General features: G+C 59.8%; 18 protein-coding genes. All 18 read right to left on the bottom strand.

Features of this window, described 5'->3' with window-relative positions; all coding sequences use genetic code 11:
- Positions 1-22: 22 nt before the first annotated feature.
- The 18 genes from recO to C8C92_RS19610 all read right to left on the bottom strand — a co-directional run bounded on the left by recO (position 23) and on the right by C8C92_RS19610 (position 16,439).
- Positions 23-844 carry a DNA repair protein RecO gene (gene recO / locus C8C92_RS19525; RefSeq protein ID WP_099763139.1) on the bottom strand — a complete coding sequence of 274 codons (822 nt, stop codon included), beginning with the start codon at positions 842-844 and terminating at the stop codon, positions 23-25.
- 28 nt (positions 845-872) lie between these two features.
- Complete coding sequence (gene era, locus C8C92_RS19530) at positions 873-1,775, bottom strand: GTPase Era (protein WP_116745007.1); 903 nt, start codon at positions 1,773-1,775, stop codon at positions 873-875.
- Position 1,776: 1 nt separating this feature from the next.
- Positions 1,777-2,592, bottom strand: coding sequence for a ribonuclease III (rnc, locus tag C8C92_RS19535; RefSeq protein ID WP_099763138.1), 816 nt, complete (start codon positions 2,590-2,592; stop codon positions 1,777-1,779).
- Positions 2,593-2,666: 74 nt separating this feature from the next.
- Positions 2,667-3,584, bottom strand: a complete 918-nt coding sequence (gene lepB / locus C8C92_RS19540; RefSeq protein ID WP_099763137.1) for a signal peptidase I — start codon at positions 3,582-3,584, stop codon at positions 2,667-2,669.
- A gap of 3 nt (positions 3,585-3,587) precedes the next feature.
- Positions 3,588-5,378, bottom strand: coding sequence for a translation elongation factor 4 (gene lepA / locus C8C92_RS19545; RefSeq protein ID WP_096236434.1), 1,791 nt, complete (start codon positions 5,376-5,378; stop codon positions 3,588-3,590).
- A gap of 315 nt (positions 5,379-5,693) precedes the next feature.
- Positions 5,694-5,939 carry a glutaredoxin family protein gene (locus C8C92_RS19550; RefSeq protein ID WP_099764517.1) on the bottom strand — a complete coding sequence of 82 codons (246 nt, stop codon included), beginning with the start codon at positions 5,937-5,939 and terminating at the stop codon, positions 5,694-5,696.
- Between the two features lie 125 nt (positions 5,940-6,064).
- Positions 6,065-7,561 carry a DegQ family serine endoprotease gene (locus C8C92_RS19555; protein WP_116745008.1) on the bottom strand — a complete coding sequence of 499 codons (1,497 nt, stop codon included), beginning with the start codon at positions 7,559-7,561 and terminating at the stop codon, positions 6,065-6,067.
- A gap of 249 nt (positions 7,562-7,810) precedes the next feature.
- On the bottom strand, positions 7,811-8,134 hold the full coding sequence (locus tag C8C92_RS19560; RefSeq protein WP_243420293.1) for a sigma-E factor negative regulatory protein: 324 nt from the start codon (positions 8,132-8,134) through the stop codon (positions 7,811-7,813).
- Between the two features lie 72 nt (positions 8,135-8,206).
- Positions 8,207-8,830, bottom strand: a complete 624-nt coding sequence (gene rpoE / locus C8C92_RS19565; protein WP_071076481.1) for an RNA polymerase sigma factor RpoE — start codon at positions 8,828-8,830, stop codon at positions 8,207-8,209.
- Between the two features lie 66 nt (positions 8,831-8,896).
- The gene (locus tag C8C92_RS19570) at positions 8,897-9,415 is read right to left on the bottom strand and encodes a hypothetical protein (protein WP_116745009.1); all 519 of its coding nucleotides are present in this window, start codon (positions 9,413-9,415) and stop codon (positions 8,897-8,899) included.
- A gap of 130 nt (positions 9,416-9,545) precedes the next feature.
- A complete protein-coding gene (gene fabF / locus C8C92_RS19575) occupies positions 9,546-10,796 on the bottom strand; it encodes a beta-ketoacyl-ACP synthase II (protein ID WP_099763134.1) in 1,251 nt (416 codons plus the stop codon).
- 29 nt (positions 10,797-10,825) lie between these two features.
- Positions 10,826-11,065 (bottom strand): acyl carrier protein, encoded by a 240-nt coding sequence (gene acpP, locus C8C92_RS19580; protein ID WP_008449912.1) that lies wholly within the window; start codon positions 11,063-11,065, stop codon positions 10,826-10,828.
- Positions 11,066-11,243: 178 nt separating this feature from the next.
- Positions 11,244-11,987: a 3-oxoacyl-ACP reductase FabG gene (gene fabG / locus C8C92_RS19585; RefSeq protein ID WP_099763133.1), complete on the bottom strand. Its 744-nt coding sequence runs from the start codon at positions 11,985-11,987 to the stop codon at positions 11,244-11,246.
- 49 nt (positions 11,988-12,036) lie between these two features.
- A complete protein-coding gene (gene fabD / locus C8C92_RS19590; RefSeq protein WP_099763132.1) occupies positions 12,037-12,978 on the bottom strand; it encodes an ACP S-malonyltransferase in 942 nt (313 codons plus the stop codon).
- Positions 12,979-13,129: 151 nt separating this feature from the next.
- Positions 13,130-14,128 (bottom strand): beta-ketoacyl-ACP synthase III, encoded by a 999-nt coding sequence (locus tag C8C92_RS19595; protein WP_099763131.1) that lies wholly within the window; start codon positions 14,126-14,128, stop codon positions 13,130-13,132.
- A gap of 15 nt (positions 14,129-14,143) precedes the next feature.
- Positions 14,144-15,211, bottom strand: coding sequence for a phosphate acyltransferase PlsX (gene plsX, locus C8C92_RS19600; protein WP_116745010.1), 1,068 nt, complete (start codon positions 15,209-15,211; stop codon positions 14,144-14,146).
- 210 nt (positions 15,212-15,421) lie between these two features.
- Positions 15,422-15,604, bottom strand: a complete 183-nt coding sequence (gene rpmF, locus C8C92_RS19605) for a 50S ribosomal protein L32 (RefSeq protein ID WP_010399517.1) — start codon at positions 15,602-15,604, stop codon at positions 15,422-15,424.
- 337 nt (positions 15,605-15,941) lie between these two features.
- Complete coding sequence (locus C8C92_RS19610; RefSeq protein WP_071076474.1) at positions 15,942-16,439, bottom strand: YceD family protein; 498 nt, start codon at positions 16,437-16,439, stop codon at positions 15,942-15,944.
- Between the last annotated feature and the right edge of the window lie 60 nt (positions 16,440-16,499).

Genomic DNA, 16,499 nt, shown 5'->3' on the forward strand with positions numbered 1-16,499 from the left:
GCTGTTGTGCGGCAAACCGCCGCTACAGCTGCATTAAATCGATCAGTATCTGGCGCGTGTTCAAGGTGGCGCCCCCCAGTTGATGGGCCAGCAAAAAGCGCATCAGCAGCTTGCTTTGCGCCTGCGTGGCCACGTCAAGATAATCTTCGCGCTCCATGTCGAGCAGGGTCTTGCCCGTGATCTTCGGCCAGGCATCGCTGGCGCGCGCCGGGCGCGGTCCCCGTTCCGGGTCGACCACGTAGACCTGCCCCGCTTCGACGGCCTGGCGCGTGCCCGTGCAGCGCGTCAGGTCGGCCGCCACGCCCGTTTCCTTGAGCAGAGCGCGCTCGAACTTGCGCAGCACGATCGGCGGCGGCTCATTGTGCGCCAGCTGATTCAAGGTGGCAACGTAGTGGTCGAACAGGACGGGATGCGGATCGTCGCGCGCCAGCAGTTTGACCAGCAATTCGTTCAGATAAAAGCCGCACAGCAGCGCCGTCTTTTCCAGCGGCAGCATGCCGCCCACCCACTCGGCGCCCGTCAAGATGCGCAGCTCGGATTTACCCGTCCAGCCCGCCTGCAGCGGTTGAAACGTCTGCAGCACGCCGCGCAACTGCGAATGGGGCCGCTTGGCGCCCTTGGCGACGAGCGCGATGCGGCCGTATTCGCGTGTAAACACGTCGACGATGAGGCTGGTTTCTTTATGCGGGTAGCTGTGCAGCACGAAGGCTGGCTGGCCCGTGATGCGGCCGTCGCGAGCGGGCGGACGGCTGCGCCGGGGAGGCGCTGCGGAAGGTGCAGCCGGCGTAGAGGGGGCGAGTGAGGCTGGCGCGAAGTCAGGCTGCGCTGGCGTGGTGGTGCTCATGCGTGTAGCGTCGCCCCCGGGTTGCGGATTACTCGTAGCCGTAGGCGCGCAAGCCCGCCTCGTTATCGGCCCAGCCCGATTTGACCTTGATCCAGATTTCCAGGTACACGGGGCCGCCAAACAGCTTTTCCATGTCCAGGCGGGCCTGGGTGGAGACTTCCTTCAGGCGCGCGCCCTTGTTGCCGATGACCATGGATTTATGCGTATCGCGCTCGACCAGGATGGCGGCGAACACGCGGCGCAGATCGCCTTCCTGCTCGAATTTCTCGATCAGCACGGTGCTCGTGTACGGCAGTTCGTCACCCACGAAGCGGAAGAGTTTTTCGCGCACGATTTCCGAGGCCAGGAATTTTTCGCTGCGATCCGTGATGTCATCCGGGCCAAAGATCGGCTGGTTTTCCGGCAAGAAGCGCTTGATTTCGTTCTGCAAGCCTTCCAGCTGGAAATGCAGCTTGGCGGACACGGGCACGATGGCGGCAAAGTCGCGCATGGCGGCGATCTTTTGCGCGAACGGCAACAATACGGCCTTATCCTTCACGCGGTCGGATTTGTTGATGACCAAGATGCATGGCACTTCCTTCGGCAGCAGGTCCATCACTTGCTGGTCGGCCGGGCCGAAGGTGCCCGCCTCGATGACGTACAAAATCACGTCCGAGGAAATCAGCGTGTTGGTGACGGTCTTGTTCAGCGTCTTGTTCAGCGCGTTCGAGTGGCGCGTCTGGAAGCCAGGCGTGTCGACGTAGATGAATTGCGCGTCCGGCACCGTCTGGATACCCGTGATGCGGTGACGCGTGGTTTGCGCCTTGCGCGAAGTGATGCTGACCTTCGCGCCGATCAGCACGTTCATCAGGGTCGATTTGCCCACGTTGGGGCGGCCCACGATGGCGATATAGCCACAGCGGAAGTTGTCGGGCATTTTGGTGGCTATCATGCTAGTGTCGATTCTGTTTAGTGTGAGCGGCGATCGCCGGGGCTGCAGGAGCTTGCGCGTTGTCGCTCTGGATGGTGGCAATGCCGGCCAGCTTGAGCTGGGCGGCGCGCGGTTTGGGCTTGCGGCTGGCGGCAGGCGACTTCAACAGCGCCTGCTCGGCCACGTCCAGCGCCAGTTTGGCGGCGGCTTGCTCACCGGCGCGGCGGCTTCCGCCACGGCCGTAGACCTGGATATTCAATTTCGGCACCAGGCATTCGATTTCGAATTCCTGGCTGTGGGCGGCGCCATGGGTGGCCACCACGTTGTACTGTGGCAGCGAAATTTTCTTGCTTTGCAAAAACTCCTGCAGCAGGGTCTTGGCATCCTTGCCCAGGGTTTGCGGATCGACCGAGTCGAGGATGGGTATGTAAAAGGCGCGGATCACCGTGCTGGCCGCATCGAAGCCCGTATCGAGGAAAATCGCGCCCAGCAAGGCTTCCAGCGTATCGGCAAGGATCGAAGGACGGCGGAAACCGCCCGATTTGAGCTCACCTTCACCGAGGCGCAGGAATTGCGACAATTCCAGCTTTTGCGCGATTTCATACAGCGACTGCTGTTTCACCAAATTCGCGCGCAAGCGCGACAGGTCGCCCTCGTCGATGGTCTTGAAGCGTTCGTACAGGATGGAAGCGACCACGCAGTTGAGAATGGAGTCGCCGAGGAATTCCAGCCGCTCATTATGCAAACTGCTGTGGCTACGATGCGTCAAGGCTTGCTGCAACAGGCCAGCATCCTGGAACGTATAGCCTAAACGGGTTTGCAATAGCTGAAGATTCATTGTTGTTTCTGTATCATCTGAGTAATTCGGCTGGCCGCCGCGCGGGGAGTCGGCGCGGCAGCCATAGGAGCGGCCTAGTGGATGCCGCCCACGCGTTTCGGGTTGCTGAAGTTCATCCACACCAGGAAAGCCTTGCCGACGATGTTCTCGTTCGGCACGAAACCCCAGTAGCGGCTGTCCGCGCTATTGTCGCGGTTATCGCCCATCATGAAGTAATTGCCTTGTGGCACCACACACGTAAAACCATCCTCGTTGTAGTTGCACGCATCCTTGTGCGGGAAATCCTTCACTTCGCGCAAGTTCAACGTGGGAGCAGGCTCGTCGTTGAGGATGCGGTGGCTCACGCCCGTCAGATTTTCTTCCAACTGCTTGTGGTACACCGTGCTTTCGTCATCGAGGTAGTCGTCCAGCGGGGTGTACTGCACTTCCTTGCCGTTGACCGTCAAGCGCTTGTTTTCATAGGTGATTTTATCACCGGGTACGCCGATCACGCGCTTGATGTAGTCTTGCGACATATCTTTCGGGTACTTGAACACCATCACGTCGCCGCGCTGCGGATCGTTGACTTCAATGATACGCTTGTTGATGATCGGCAAACGGATGCCATAAGTGAACTTGTTGACCAGGATAAGGTCGCCCACCAGCAAGGTCGGCACCATCGAGCTCGACGGGATCTTGAATGGCTCGTAGAGGAACGAGCGCAGACAGAACACCAGGGCGATGACGGGGAAGAAACTACCCGAATACTCGACCCAGGTCGGCTGGCGCAACAGCGCTGCCTCGATGGTCGCGCGGCTGCCGCCCGCATCGGACTTGATGCCCTCGGCGGCCAGCTTGGACTGGCGCGCGTCGAACTCGGCCAGGGCAAGGTCGGCCGCCTGGCGGCGCTGCCTGGACAGATAAAATACATCCAGGCACCAGACCAGGCCCGTCAACAGCATCAGCACGAACAGGATTAAAGCGAAATTTCCTAAAATCACTTGCAGGTTCATTGATCAACCATCCACTTGTAAAATTGCCAGGAATGCCTCTTGCGGGATCTCCACGGAACCCACTTGCTTCATGCGTTTCTTACCCGCTTTTTGTTTCTCCAGCAATTTTTTCTTGCGGCTGATGTCGCCGCCATAGCACTTCGCCAGCACGTTCTTGCGCAAGGCTTTCACGTTCTCGCGCGAAATGATGTTGGCGCCGATGGTCGCCTGGATGGCCACGTCGAACATCTGGCGCGGGATCAGTTCACGCATCTTGGCGGCCACCTGGCGGCCACGGTACTGGCTGTTCGAACGGTGGACGATGATGGCCAGCGCATCGACTTTTTCGCTGTTGATCAGCATGTCGACCTTGACCACGTCGGCCGCGCGGTATTCCTTGAACTCGTAATCCATCGAGGCATAGCCGCGCGACGTCGATTTCAGGCGGTCAAAGAAGTCCAGCACGATCTCGGCCATCGGCATTTCGTAGACCAGCTTGACCTGGCGGCCGTGGTAGCTCATGTCCATCTGGATGCCGCGCTTGCCGATACACAGGGTAATCACGGAGCCCACGTATTCCTGCGGCATGTACAGATTGACCGTGACGATAGGCTCGCGCACTTCCTCGATGCGCGAAGGATCGGGCATCTTCGATGGATTGTCGACGTTGATCAAGGTGCCGTCACGCTGGATCACTTCGTACACCACGGTGGGCGCCGTGGTGATCAGGTCCATGTCGAATTCGCGCTCGAGGCGTTCCTGCACGATTTCCATGTGCAGCAAGCCCAGGAAGCCGCAGCGGAAGCCGAAGCCCAGCGCCTGCGACACTTCCGGCTCGTACATCAGGGCCGCGTCGTTCAGTTTCAGCTTTTCCAGCGAGTCGCGCAACGCGTCGTACTGGTTCGCTTCGACCGGGAACAGGCCGGCGAACACTTGCGGCTGCACTTCCTTGAAGCCAGGCAATGGCGCGGCGGCAGGACGGCTGACCAGGGTGACGGTATCACCCACTTTCGCCGCTTTCAATTCCTTGATGCCGGCGATGATGAAACCCACCTGGCCTGCCGACAATTGCGGCAGCGATTGCGAACGGGGCGAAAATACGCCGATGTCTTCCACCAGTTGCACCGAATCGGTGGCCATCAGGCGGATCTTGTCTTTCGGCTTCAGGGTGCCGTTGACCACGCGCACCAGCATCACCACGCCCACATAGGCGTCATACCAGGAGTCGACGATCAGCGCCTGCAGCGGCGCATCGGGGTCGCCCTTCGGTGGCGGTACCTTGACGATCAGTTGCTCGAGCACGTCCAGCACGCCGAAGCCCGTCTTGGCCGAGCAATGCACGGCGTCGGCAGCGTCGATACCGATCACGTCTTCGATCTCGGCAATGGCGTTCGGTGGGTCCGCGTTCGGCAAGTCGATCTTGTTAAGGACCGGCACCACTTCCACGCCCAGGTCCAGCGCCGTGTAGCAGTTGGCGACCGTTTGCGCTTCCACGCCTTGCGATGCGTCCACCACCAGCAGCGCGCCTTCGCACGCCGACAGCGAGCGCGACACTTCATAGCTGAAGTCGACGTGGCCTGGCGTATCGATCAGGTTCAGGTTGTAGATCTGGCCATTGCGCGCCTTGTAGTGCAGGGCCGCCGTTTGCGCCTTGATGGTAATGCCGCGCTCGCGCTCCAGATCCATCGAATCGAGCACCTGCGCCTCCATCTCGCGGTCGGACAAGCCGCCGCACAATTGAATGATGCGGTCAGCCAGGGTCGATTTACCGTGGTCAATATGGGCGATGATGGAGAAGTTGCGTATGTTATTCATTAACTAATATATGTGCGAGTGACAACACTGCTTTAACAGGAATCAAGGGGATCATGTCCGGGCCAAACAGGGCCGAAACCAGGCGCCCCACTCATGATGAAAAAAGCGCTCCGAGCAGGACATCTGCATGCCCAGGCGAGCGCTTTTGAAGCGACAGAAGCTGCTGCCTCGGACAGTAGCTTTTTCGACCTCCCCATTTTACCGGATTTCAGAGCGGAAAGCCCGTCTTTCAGAGGCCGGCAGCGGGCAAGCCGACATTTTCAGCTGTTTCCAGCAGCGGAATGCTGCAATGCAGTGACAATATTGGTATTTAAGCTACACCAGGCAGCGCCGGACGGCGGCCTCGTCCAGGAAATAATGGCATAGATCGGGTTGCGCCAGGTCGCCGAACAGCACCGGCACCAGCTCATCGAAACGCGCCAGCAGCGATGTATCGGGCGACGTATCGATATCGATCACCTCGACCGTAAACGGTTTGTCAGGCGGCTGCAGCAGGAGCAACGCGTCGAGCATATCCTGGCAAAGGTGGCAATAACTGCGGGAATAGAGAGTGAAATGCATGGAATACTGGAATAACCCCAAGAACGACGACCGGGGTCGGACCCGACGGGGGAATTCAAGCCAGTGGCTTGAATTCCGATCCTGAAGGGACCGACCCCAGCCTTTGCGGGGTGCGGGTTGAAAAGTTACTTCGCCGACGGACGCAGCGAAACGAATAGCGCCACATCGCCACGGCGCACCAGCACGGCCGACGACTTCTTCGGATCGAGCTTGGCCACCAGGGCATTGAACTGCTTGGCATCTTTCACGGCAACGTTGTTCAATTGCAAGATCACATCGCCAGGCTGCAGGCCGGCCAGGGCCGCCACGCCGACCGCGTCGTCGACCAGCACGCCCGCGTCGATCTTCAACTCCTGCTTCTTCGCGGCTGGCACGTCACTGACCTTCAGTCCCAGTGCATTGACGGCTTGCGCTTCCGGCTCCCGGGCGCCCTTCTTCGCCGTCTTCTCGGCTTCCAGCTCGACGACGGTGACAGCGATATCCTGCTGCGCGCCCTTGCGCCAGACGGTGACCGTGGACTTGCCGTTGACGGCGGCGCCGCCTACCAGACGCGGCAGGTCGGACGAACGCTCGATCTGGGCGCCATTGAATTTCAGGATGATGTCGCCCGGCTTGATGCCCGCCTTGTCGGCAGGACCGCCCTCTTCCACCATCGACACTTGCGCGCCCTTGGCGTTGGGCAAGCCCAGCGATTGCGCCACGTCCTTGCTCACTTCGCCGATCTGCACGCCGATACGGCCGCGCACCACTTTACCCGTCTTTTTCAGCTGCTCGCCCACGCGCATGGCTTCATCGATGGGCACGGCAAACGAAATGCCGTTGTAGGCGCCGGACAGGGTGGCGATCTGCGAATTGATGCCGATCACTTCACCGCGCATATTGATCAGGGGACCGCCCGAGTTGCCCGGGTTGACGGCCACATCGCTCTGGATCAGCGGCAAGTAGTCGCCCGTGTCGCGGGACTTGGCGGAAATGATGCCGGCCGTCACCGTGTTTTCCAGATTGAATGGCGAGCCGATGGCGATCACCCACTCGCCCACGCGGATCTTGTTCGAGTCGCCGATGGTCAGGCGCGGCAGGTTGGCGCCCTCGATTTTCAGCAGGGCCACGTCGGTGCGCGCATCGGTGCCGATGACCTTGGCCTTGAATTCGCGCTTGTCCGTCAGGGTCACGTAGACTTCATCGGCGCCGTCGACCACGTGGGCATTGCTCAGCACGTAGCCATCAGCCGAAATGATGAAGCCGGAACCGACACCGCGCTGCACTTCCTGCTCTTGCGGCACGCCGCGGCGGCCGCCGCGCGGCGCCTGCTGGCGCGGCGTGGGCATGGCGCCGCCAAAGAAGCGACGCAAAAATTCCTGCATTTCCTGCTCATCCTGGCCGCCCGCGCCGGGCGCAGTCATCTTCAGGCGCTCGGTGGTGCGGATATTCACCACGGCCGGGCCAACGGCGTCGACCAGGTCCGAGAAATCAGGCAGTTTCACGGCCGGCACGGCGGCCTGCGCCTGTGGCACCAGGCCGAGCATGGTCGGGGCGAAAAAGACGCCAGCCGTACCGAACAATAAGGCGGAAAGCGTCTTCACTGAAAACGACTTGCTGGCGGCACACATGTTTTTTTTCATGGAAAGGATCTTTTCGAGTATATAAACGGATCAACACGCGGATCGGCGATTGCCTGCGTGCATGATTGGGTGTCATGACGGAATCCCGGGGGCAAACACACCTGGTCGCGCGCACGGCAGCAATAATATATCGCAAAAGCAAGATATTGCCTGCACACAGTGTCAATCGTAGCGAAGTCCAGTGTCAAGAGGGCCAGGAACAGGTGAAGGGTCAAGACCCGCCGGGCATAAGATGTCGCAGATGCAGCGCTAGCGTTGCGCCAGCGGCCCCGCCTCCAGCGGCTCGGCAGCGCCCGGCGGCACGATGGGCAGCAGGGGCACCGCGCGGATAAGCGGCTCGTCAGGCGCCGCCTCGGCGGCCAGCCGGCTGGCCAGGCGCGCGTCGAATTGGGCACTCAGGGCATGGCCGCACTGCTCCGAGCGCAGCACGTCGCCGATCAGGCGATAGGCATCCCAGGCTTGCCGCCCCTCATCCGTGTCGAGGGCGGCAAAAGCCAGTTCGAGTTCGCTCGCAGCCAGCTCGCCATCGGCCAGGGCGGAAATCGTCTCGTGCAATCGTGTATGCGTATCCATGATGGGTCCTGCCATTTCAAGAGGATAGTTGCGGAAACCGGACGCAGCCATGCCAAGCTCATACTCCGCAGATTACCAGCGCTTGTCAATCGGCATATCCAACAACGGTTTCAATTTCTCTGCGATCACTTCGCGCGCGCGAAAAATGCGGCTGCGCACGGTGCCGATGGGGCACGCCATGATCTCCGAGATCTCTTCATAGCTGAGGCCCTCGATCTCGCGCAGCACGATGGCCGTGCGCAGCTCGATGGGCAGCACCTCCATGGCCGCGTTGACGGTGGCGGCAATCTGCTTGCTGGCCAGCACCGATTCGGGCGTATTGTTGTCACGCAATTTATTACCATCATCGAAGGACTCCGCCTGCTCGGCGTCGGCATCGCTGGACGTGGCGGCACGCCGCCCCTGCGTGACGAGATAATTCTTGGCCGTATTGATGCCGATGCGATACAACCAGGTATAGAAGGCGGCATCGCCGCGAAAATGGCGCAGCGCCCGGTATGCCTTGATAAAGGTTTCCTGCACCACATCTTCGGCCTCCGCCGGGTCATGCACAAGTCGCGATACCAAGCGCATCAAGCGGCGCTGATATTTCGATACCAGCACATCGAATGCCCGTTTGTCGCCAGCCTGCACCCGCTCGACCAGTAACTGATCATACTCGCGCTCTGTCCTCACGCCCGATGCCCCTGTTCGCATGCAGCGTGGGCGCCTGTATGGATATAGAGTTGGCCCGCTGCAAGAAGTTCAGTGTTCGCCCCATTTTTATTCTTCCCTACGGCGCGCCGCGATGGCCCGGCACGCCACGGCCAGCGGGCGGAAGGCGGTGCAAGCGCTGCCACGCTGCGCCAGCACTTGCGTGCGCCGCCCTGCGGCATTGGCCAGGCACAGCACCAGCAGCGAGGGCCACAGAGTCGAACCCGGCAACAGGCGCAGCACTGGCGGCACCAACGGCCCCGCGCCGGACGGCGCCGCGCCATGCTCCAGATATACCGCCAGCCGCAACTGGCCGACCGGCGAAATATCAAGCACCTGCGGCTTTCTGCGCTGGCGCAGCAAAGCCAGCAAAAACACGCCGCCAGCCGCACTCGATAGCGCACCGGGCCAGCCCAGCGCATAGCCGCCCACCAGCTGGGCGGGGCCGAGGCCAGAGCCAGACAGGGCCGCAACGTGCCACGCGCCGCTCAAGGGCCAGGCGGCCAGCAGCGCGCACAGCCCCAGTAGCGCTTGCAGCAGGCGCAAACAGACAGGCGTGCGAATGACAGCCGCTACAGCGATCGACATATTGCCAACTCAAAGGGAAAAACATCAGGCGCGCCGGCACCATGCCGGGCAAATTCAGGCACCAACGAACGTTGGGACCGAATCAGCGCTCACTACGATTTGACCGTAGTGAGCGCTTGAAAGTTCCTGCTTATTTCGCTTTACCGAAAATCAGCGTGCCATTCGTTCCGCCGAAGCCGAACGAATTCTTCACTGCATAATCGATCTTCATGTCCCGCGCCGTGTTGGCACAGAAATCGAGATCGCAAGCGGGATCCTGGTTGAAGATGTTGATGGTCGGTGGCGACACCTGATGGTGCAATGCCAGGACCGTAAACACCGCTTCCAGACCGCCCGCGCCGCCCAGCAAATGGCCCGTCATCGACTTCGTCGAGTTGACGACCATATGCTTGGCATGCTCGCCGAAGGTGCGTTTGATACCCATCACTTCCGCCACGTCGCCTTGCGGGGTCGACGTGCCGTGCGCGTTCAGGTACTGAATCTGATCCGGGTTCAAGCCTGCGTTGTTGAGGGCCGCGATCACCGATTTGCTGCCGCCGCTACCATCTTCCAGCGGCGAGGTCATGTGATAAGCATCTGCGCTCATCCCGAAACCATGCACTTCGGCATAGATCTTGGCACCACGGGCCACCGCGTGCTCGTACTCTTCCAGCACCATGACACCAGCACCCTCGCCCAGCACGAAGCCGTCGCGGTCGGTATCCCACGGACGCGATGCCGTTGCCGGATCGTCGTTGCGGGTCGACAAGGCACGTGCCGAGGCGAAACCGCCCAGGCCCAGCGGCGACACGGTCGATTCAGCACCACCGGCAATCATGACGTCGGCATCGCCGTACTCGATCATGCGCGCGGCAGCGCCAATGCTGTGCAAACCGGTGGTACACGCCGTCACGATCGCCAGGTTCGGGCCCTTCAGACCATATTTGATCGAAAGATTGCCAGAAATCATGTTAATGATCGAGGCAGGCACGAAAAATGGCGAGATACGGCGCGGACCGCGCTTTTCGTACTCGGATTTGGTTTCCTCGATCAGCGGCAAGCCACCGATACCGGAACCGATGATCACGCCGATGCGCTCGGCGTTTTCCTCGGTCACTTCCAGACCGGAGTCCTGCATCGCCTGGATGCCTGCAGCCATGCCGTAATGGATAAAGGTATCCATGTGGCGGGCTTCCTTACCGGAGATGTACTCTTCGATATTGAAACCTTTGACTTCACCGGCAAAATGCGTGGTGAAGGGCAATGCATCAAACTTGGTAATCGTGGCAATGCCGGATTTACCTTCGGTAATTGCGCTCCACGCCTCGGCAATAGTATTGCCGACAGGTGAAACACAGCCCAGGCCGGTTACAACAACACGACGGTTTTTAGAACGGCTCAAGCGATTCTCCTGAAGTCGGTCAAACAGGCTTAGGCCTTGACGTGTGCGGTGGCGTAGTCGATCGCCTGTTGCACGGTGGTGATTTTTTCAGCTTGTTCGTCAGGGATTTCCATTTCGAATTCGTCTTCCAGGGCCATGACCAGTTCCACGGTGTCCAGGGAATCGGCGCCGAGATCGTCGACGAAGGAGGATTCGATTTTGATGTCTGCTTCTGCAACGCCCAGTTGCTCAGCGACGATTTTCTTAACGCGTTGTTCGATATCCGACATGTTATGGCTCCAAAGTGTGTGTTACGGAAAGTGCGCGCATTTTATCAGGTTTGCGCGTCCGAATACTAATTTCGGTGTCTGCTGCTAATTCGACCGAAGCTGCTGCTAAAAGATGCGATTATAGACAAAAACGACCGTTGAATCATGCCACAAACGCCCGCCCTGTCTAGCTTTCACATCAATTCATGTACATTCCGCCGTTCACGTGCAGGGTCGTGCCCGTGATATACGCCGCTTGTGGCGAGGCCAGAAAGGCCACCGCCGCTGCCACGTCTTCCGGTTTGCCCAGGCGGGACAGGGGAATTTGCGTCAACAGGGCCGCGTGCTGCTCTTCGCTCAGGGCCTTGGTCATGTCGGTATCGATGAAGCCGGGGGCGATGCAGTTCACGGTAATGTTGCGGCTGCCGATTTCGCGCGCCAGGGCGCGGCTCATGCCTTCCACGCCGGCCTTGGCCGCCGCGTAATTCATTTGTCCCGGATTACCCGACGAAGCCACCACCGACGTAATATTAATGATACGCCCAGCCTTGGCTTTCATCATGCCACGCAGTACGGCGCGCGACAGGCGGCCGACGGCCGACAGGTTGGTGGAAATGACGCTATCCCACTCGTCATCCTTCATGCGCATGGCCAGCTGGTCTTGCGTGATGCCCGCATTGTTGACCAGGATCGACAGGCTGCCGTAGGTTTTCTGCACTTCATCGACGACGGCCGCGCAGCGCGCCGCATCGGTCACGTTCAGCACTAGGCCCTTGCCCGCCACGCCTTCGGCGGCCAGGTAATCGGTGATGGCTTGCGCGCCGCTTTCCGAGGTGGCGGTGCCAACGACGGTGGCACCCTGCTTGCCCAGTTCGGTGGCGATGGCGCGGCCGATGCCGCGCGAGGCGCCCGTGACCAGCACGACTTGATTTGCTAAATTCATGAGTATCCTTAAAAGCAAGCGCGGCAGGCAGGCTGCCGCGATCTGATGTTTATTTGAGCTGCGTCAAAATGCGTTCCAGCGAGGCCTGGTCGACGATGGCGTCGCCCACCAGCACGGGATCGATGCGCTTGGCCAGGCCCATCAGGACCTTGCCCGGACCGCATTCGATCACTTGCGTGATGCCGTCCGCCGCCACTTTCTGCATCGTTTCCACCCAGCGCACGGGGCTCGCTGCCTGGCGCACCAGCGCCTCCTTGATGCCGGTGACATCGTTGACGATGGCCACGTCGACGTTGTTGATCAGGGCGATCTGCGGCGCGGCGAATGTCAGGCCGGCCATGTACTCGCGCAAGCGGTCCGAGGCAGGCTTCAGCAGCGACGAGTGGAATGGCGCGGAAACAGGCAACTTCATGGCGCGCTTGGCGCCCTTGGCCTTGGCCAGTTCGCAGGCGCGCTCGACGGCAGCCGTGTGGCCGGCGATGACCACTTGCGCAGGCGCATTGAAATTGACGGGTTCGACCACCAGGGCCGGGTTTTCCGCCGTCGCTTCCGCACAGGCGGCGCGCACGTCGTCATCCGACAGGCCCAGCACGACAGCCATCGTGCCCTGCCCCACGGGCACGGCTTCCTGCATCGCTTGCGCGCGGAAGCGCACGAGCGGCACGGCATCCTTGAACGAGATGACGCCGGCGGCGACCAGCGCCGAGTATTCACCGAGGCTATGGCCGGCCACGACGTTCGGCACGGGGCCGCCCGCTGCCAGCCAGGCGCGGTAAAAGGCCACGGCCGCCGTCAGCATCACCGGTTGCGTGTTGGTGGTCAGATCCAGTTCTTCCTTCGGACCTTCGGCGATCAGCTTGCCCAAGTCAAATTGCAGGGCGTCCGACGCTTCGGCCACGGTATCGGCCACCACGCGGTTGCCGGCGAAACCGTCGAGCATCGCAATCGCTTGCGAGCCTTGGCCTGGGAAAACAAATGCAAATTGTGTCATGGTGACTCCGTTTGAATTTTTTGGTACTTAGGTTCGGTGATCTTTATACCTTTACCCCCAACGGCAAAGGCTGGGGTCAGTCCCTGCGGGATCGGAATACGCTCCATTGGAGCGCATTCCCCCAACGGGTCTGACCCCGGTGCTAACCAGTTTACATTCTTGCGAGCACGGCGCCCCAGGTAAAGCCGCCGCCCACGCCTTCCATCATGACGTTGTCACCCTTCTTGACCCTGCCATCGCGCACGGCGATGTCGAGCGCCAGCGGGATCGAAGCGGCCGAGGTGTTGCCATGCTGGTCGACGGTGACGACCATCTTTTCCAACGGCAAGCCAAGTTTCTTGGCCGTGCTGTTCATGATGCGGATGTTCGCCTGGTGCGGGATCAGCCAGTCGATCTGGTCCGCCGTCATGTTGGCGTGCGCCAATGCTTCGTGCGCGACCTTTTCCAGCACGGAGACGGCCAGCTTGAACACGGCCGGACCATCCATGTACAGGAAGGCGCTACCGGCCAGCGCGCCGCCAGCCACGCTGCCCGGTACGCTGAGGATGTTCGAGTGGCGGCCGTCCGCGTGCAGCTTGGTGGCCAGGATGCCCGGCTCGGTGGAGGCCGTCATGACGATGGCGCCGGCGCCGTCGCCGAACAGCACGCAGGTGCCGCGGTCGTCGAAATTGAGGATGCGCGAAAACACTTCGGCACCGATCACCAGCACGTTTTTATGCATGCCCGACTGGATGAAGCTGTCGGCCGTGGCGACTGCATACACAAAACCGCTGCAGACGGCTTGCACGTCGACGGCGGCGCAGTGATTCGTGATGCCCAGCTTGCTCTGCACGATGCAGGCGGTACTGGGGAAGCTGCCGAAGAAATCGGGGGTCGAGCTGGCGACGATGATCAGGTCCAGGTCGTTGCCGCTCAGGCCCGCCATCTCCAGGGCTTTTTTGGCCGCTTCCACGCCCAGGTCCGAGGAGTTTTGGGTTGGTGCCGCGTAATGGCGCGCCGAGATGCCGCTGCGCGAGACGATCCATTCATCCGATGTCTCGATGCCCTTGGCGGCGAGCTGCTCGGTCAAGTCCTGGTTGGTGACGCGCCTCTCCGGCAGGTAGCTGCCAGTGCCGATAATTTTGCTGTAAGTTTTGCTAAAAACAGTCATGCAAGTACCCGTCCACTAAATGGTAGAGCTTGTTGAAGTAGGTTCGTCCGGTACTGGCGTGCGCGGCATCAGCTCGGCGATCAGGCTGGCCAACTGTGCTTGCACGTCATTTTTTGCCGCATCAAAGGCGCGGCGCAAGGCCCATTCAAACGAATAGGCATCGGCGCTGCCATGGCTCTTGAAGACGAGGCCACGCAAGCCCAGCAGGCTGGCGCCGTTGTAACGCGAAGGATTCAGGCGATTACCGATGGCTTTCAGGGCCCCGCGGGCAATCAGCGCGCCCAGCATGGTGATCGGGTTGCGCTTGAATTCGGTAGTCAGCACGTCCTTCATGAGGCGCGCCAGGCCCTCGATGGCTTTCAGGGTCACGTTGCCGACAAAACCGTCGCAGACGACGATATCGGTGGTGCCCTTGAAGATATCGTTGCCTTCCACGTTGCCGTAGAAGTTCAGCGCGCCACGCTCGTGGTCGGCCTGCAACAGCTTCGAAGTGAGTTTCACCACTTCATTGCCCTTGATATCTTCCGTGCCCACGTTCAGCAAGCCGATCGTCGGGCGGGCGATGCCTTCCATGGCGGACACCAGCACGGAACCCATGATGGCGAACTGGTGCAAGTGATGCGGTTCGCAATCGACATTGGCGCCCAAGTCCAGCATGTAGGTGGGGCCATTCTTTTGATTCGGCAAGATGCTGCAGATGGCCGGGCGGTCGACGCCGGACATGGTTTTCAAGACATAGCGCGACACGGCCATCAGGGCTGCCGTATTACCGGCGGAAACGGAGGCTTGCGCCGCGCCGCTCTTGACCTGTTCGATGGCCACGCGCATGGAGGAATCCTTCTTGCGGCGCAGGGCCACTTCCAGGGGATCGTCCATGGTAACTTGTTCGGAGGCATGCAATACCGACAGGCGCGGATGCGTGTCGGCTTTATGTTTTTTCAGTTCGGCACGGATCACGTCTTCCAATCCAACAAGGATCAGTTCGACTTCAGGCTCATGTTTTACGAAGGAAATTGCTGCAGGGATAGTGACTGAGGGACCATGATCTCCGCCCATGCAGTCGATAGAAATTTTGATTGTCATTTGTGTTGATTCAATACCGCTGCGGGCGTGCGGCAAGATGTGAATCGGACTGGAGCATATGCAGGGCGCAGCATGTCATGCACCGCCTGAGCAAGCTTGATTCAAAATGACGGGTGCGCAAGATGAATTGCAGCCGATAAAAAAGAAGAAGCGGCGCCACGCCGAATAACCACGCAACACCGCTTTCATCTTACCCAACAAAAACGTCGATTACTCGTCGTTTTTGGTCTTCAACACTTTACGGCCACGATAGAAGCCGTTAGGGCTGATATGGTGACGCAGGTGTGTTTCGCCGGTAACTGGCTCGACGCTCAATTGCGGCGCGACCAGGAAGTCGTGCGAACGGTGCATGCCGCGCTTGGAAGGGGTTTTCTTGTTCTGTTGAACTGCCATGATGACTCCTAATACATAAGTTCTAAAATTTTAGCACAATCGATAGGCAAATACATGCGAATCGAGTATCCCAGCGGCAAAGACTACCCGAAAATAGCCCGGACCGACATCGTTTATTACAATTACATTTCACTACACTTGCCATACTCGATTACTACACGCGTTTGACACGTTCTCTAAAAGGGACCTCACAAACCTACTGCGCGTCCCACTATCGCCTCGGCGTTGCTCAGCGTACTTCCGTACGCTTGCGCTACTCAAGACGATATTGGGCCGCTCGCTACGGTTTTTGAGGCCCCCTACAAACTACCACTACTACTTAACTTATTCTCTTAACTTATTCTGGCTTCAAGTCCTTCAGTGCCGCAAACGGCGACTGCTTTTCAGTCTTGAGAGCATCGAGCTGCGCCGTATCGGGGCAGACGTCGTGTTTGGGTACCTGCGGCAGGGCCAGCAAGGCTTCATCTTCGATCAGGGCCGCGGCATCCATGCTGCGGCTGCCGACGATCACGTCGATCGATTCATCGTTGATGATTTCTTCGATCTCGTCGGCCTGCTCGTCATCCTTGCCCAGCATCAGAGTAGTCGTCGAATCAATTGCGTAAGCATACGGAGTCAGGCAGCGCTGGCAAACCAGCTGAACGGTGCCGTTGACCGACAAGGTCAGTTGTGGGTAGCCCAGCTTGCTGGTGCCGCCGACGATCTTCCAGGCGATGTCGCCGGAAGCATCTGCACAATCCTTGGTCAACCGGGTCATTTCAGCGACAGGAGTTACACCCTCGCGGCTCCCGCTGATACGACAAAAATCAAAGGCGTCGATCACAAAAGCATTCATTGGTAGAAAATTTCCCCGGAAAACCTGCGATAATAACAGGGTTTTGAGCACGGAGTCAAA

Source organism: Janthinobacterium sp. 78, assembly GCF_003096775.1.
Taxonomy (GTDB): Bacteria; Pseudomonadota; Gammaproteobacteria; order Burkholderiales; family Burkholderiaceae_D; genus Janthinobacterium; species Janthinobacterium tructae.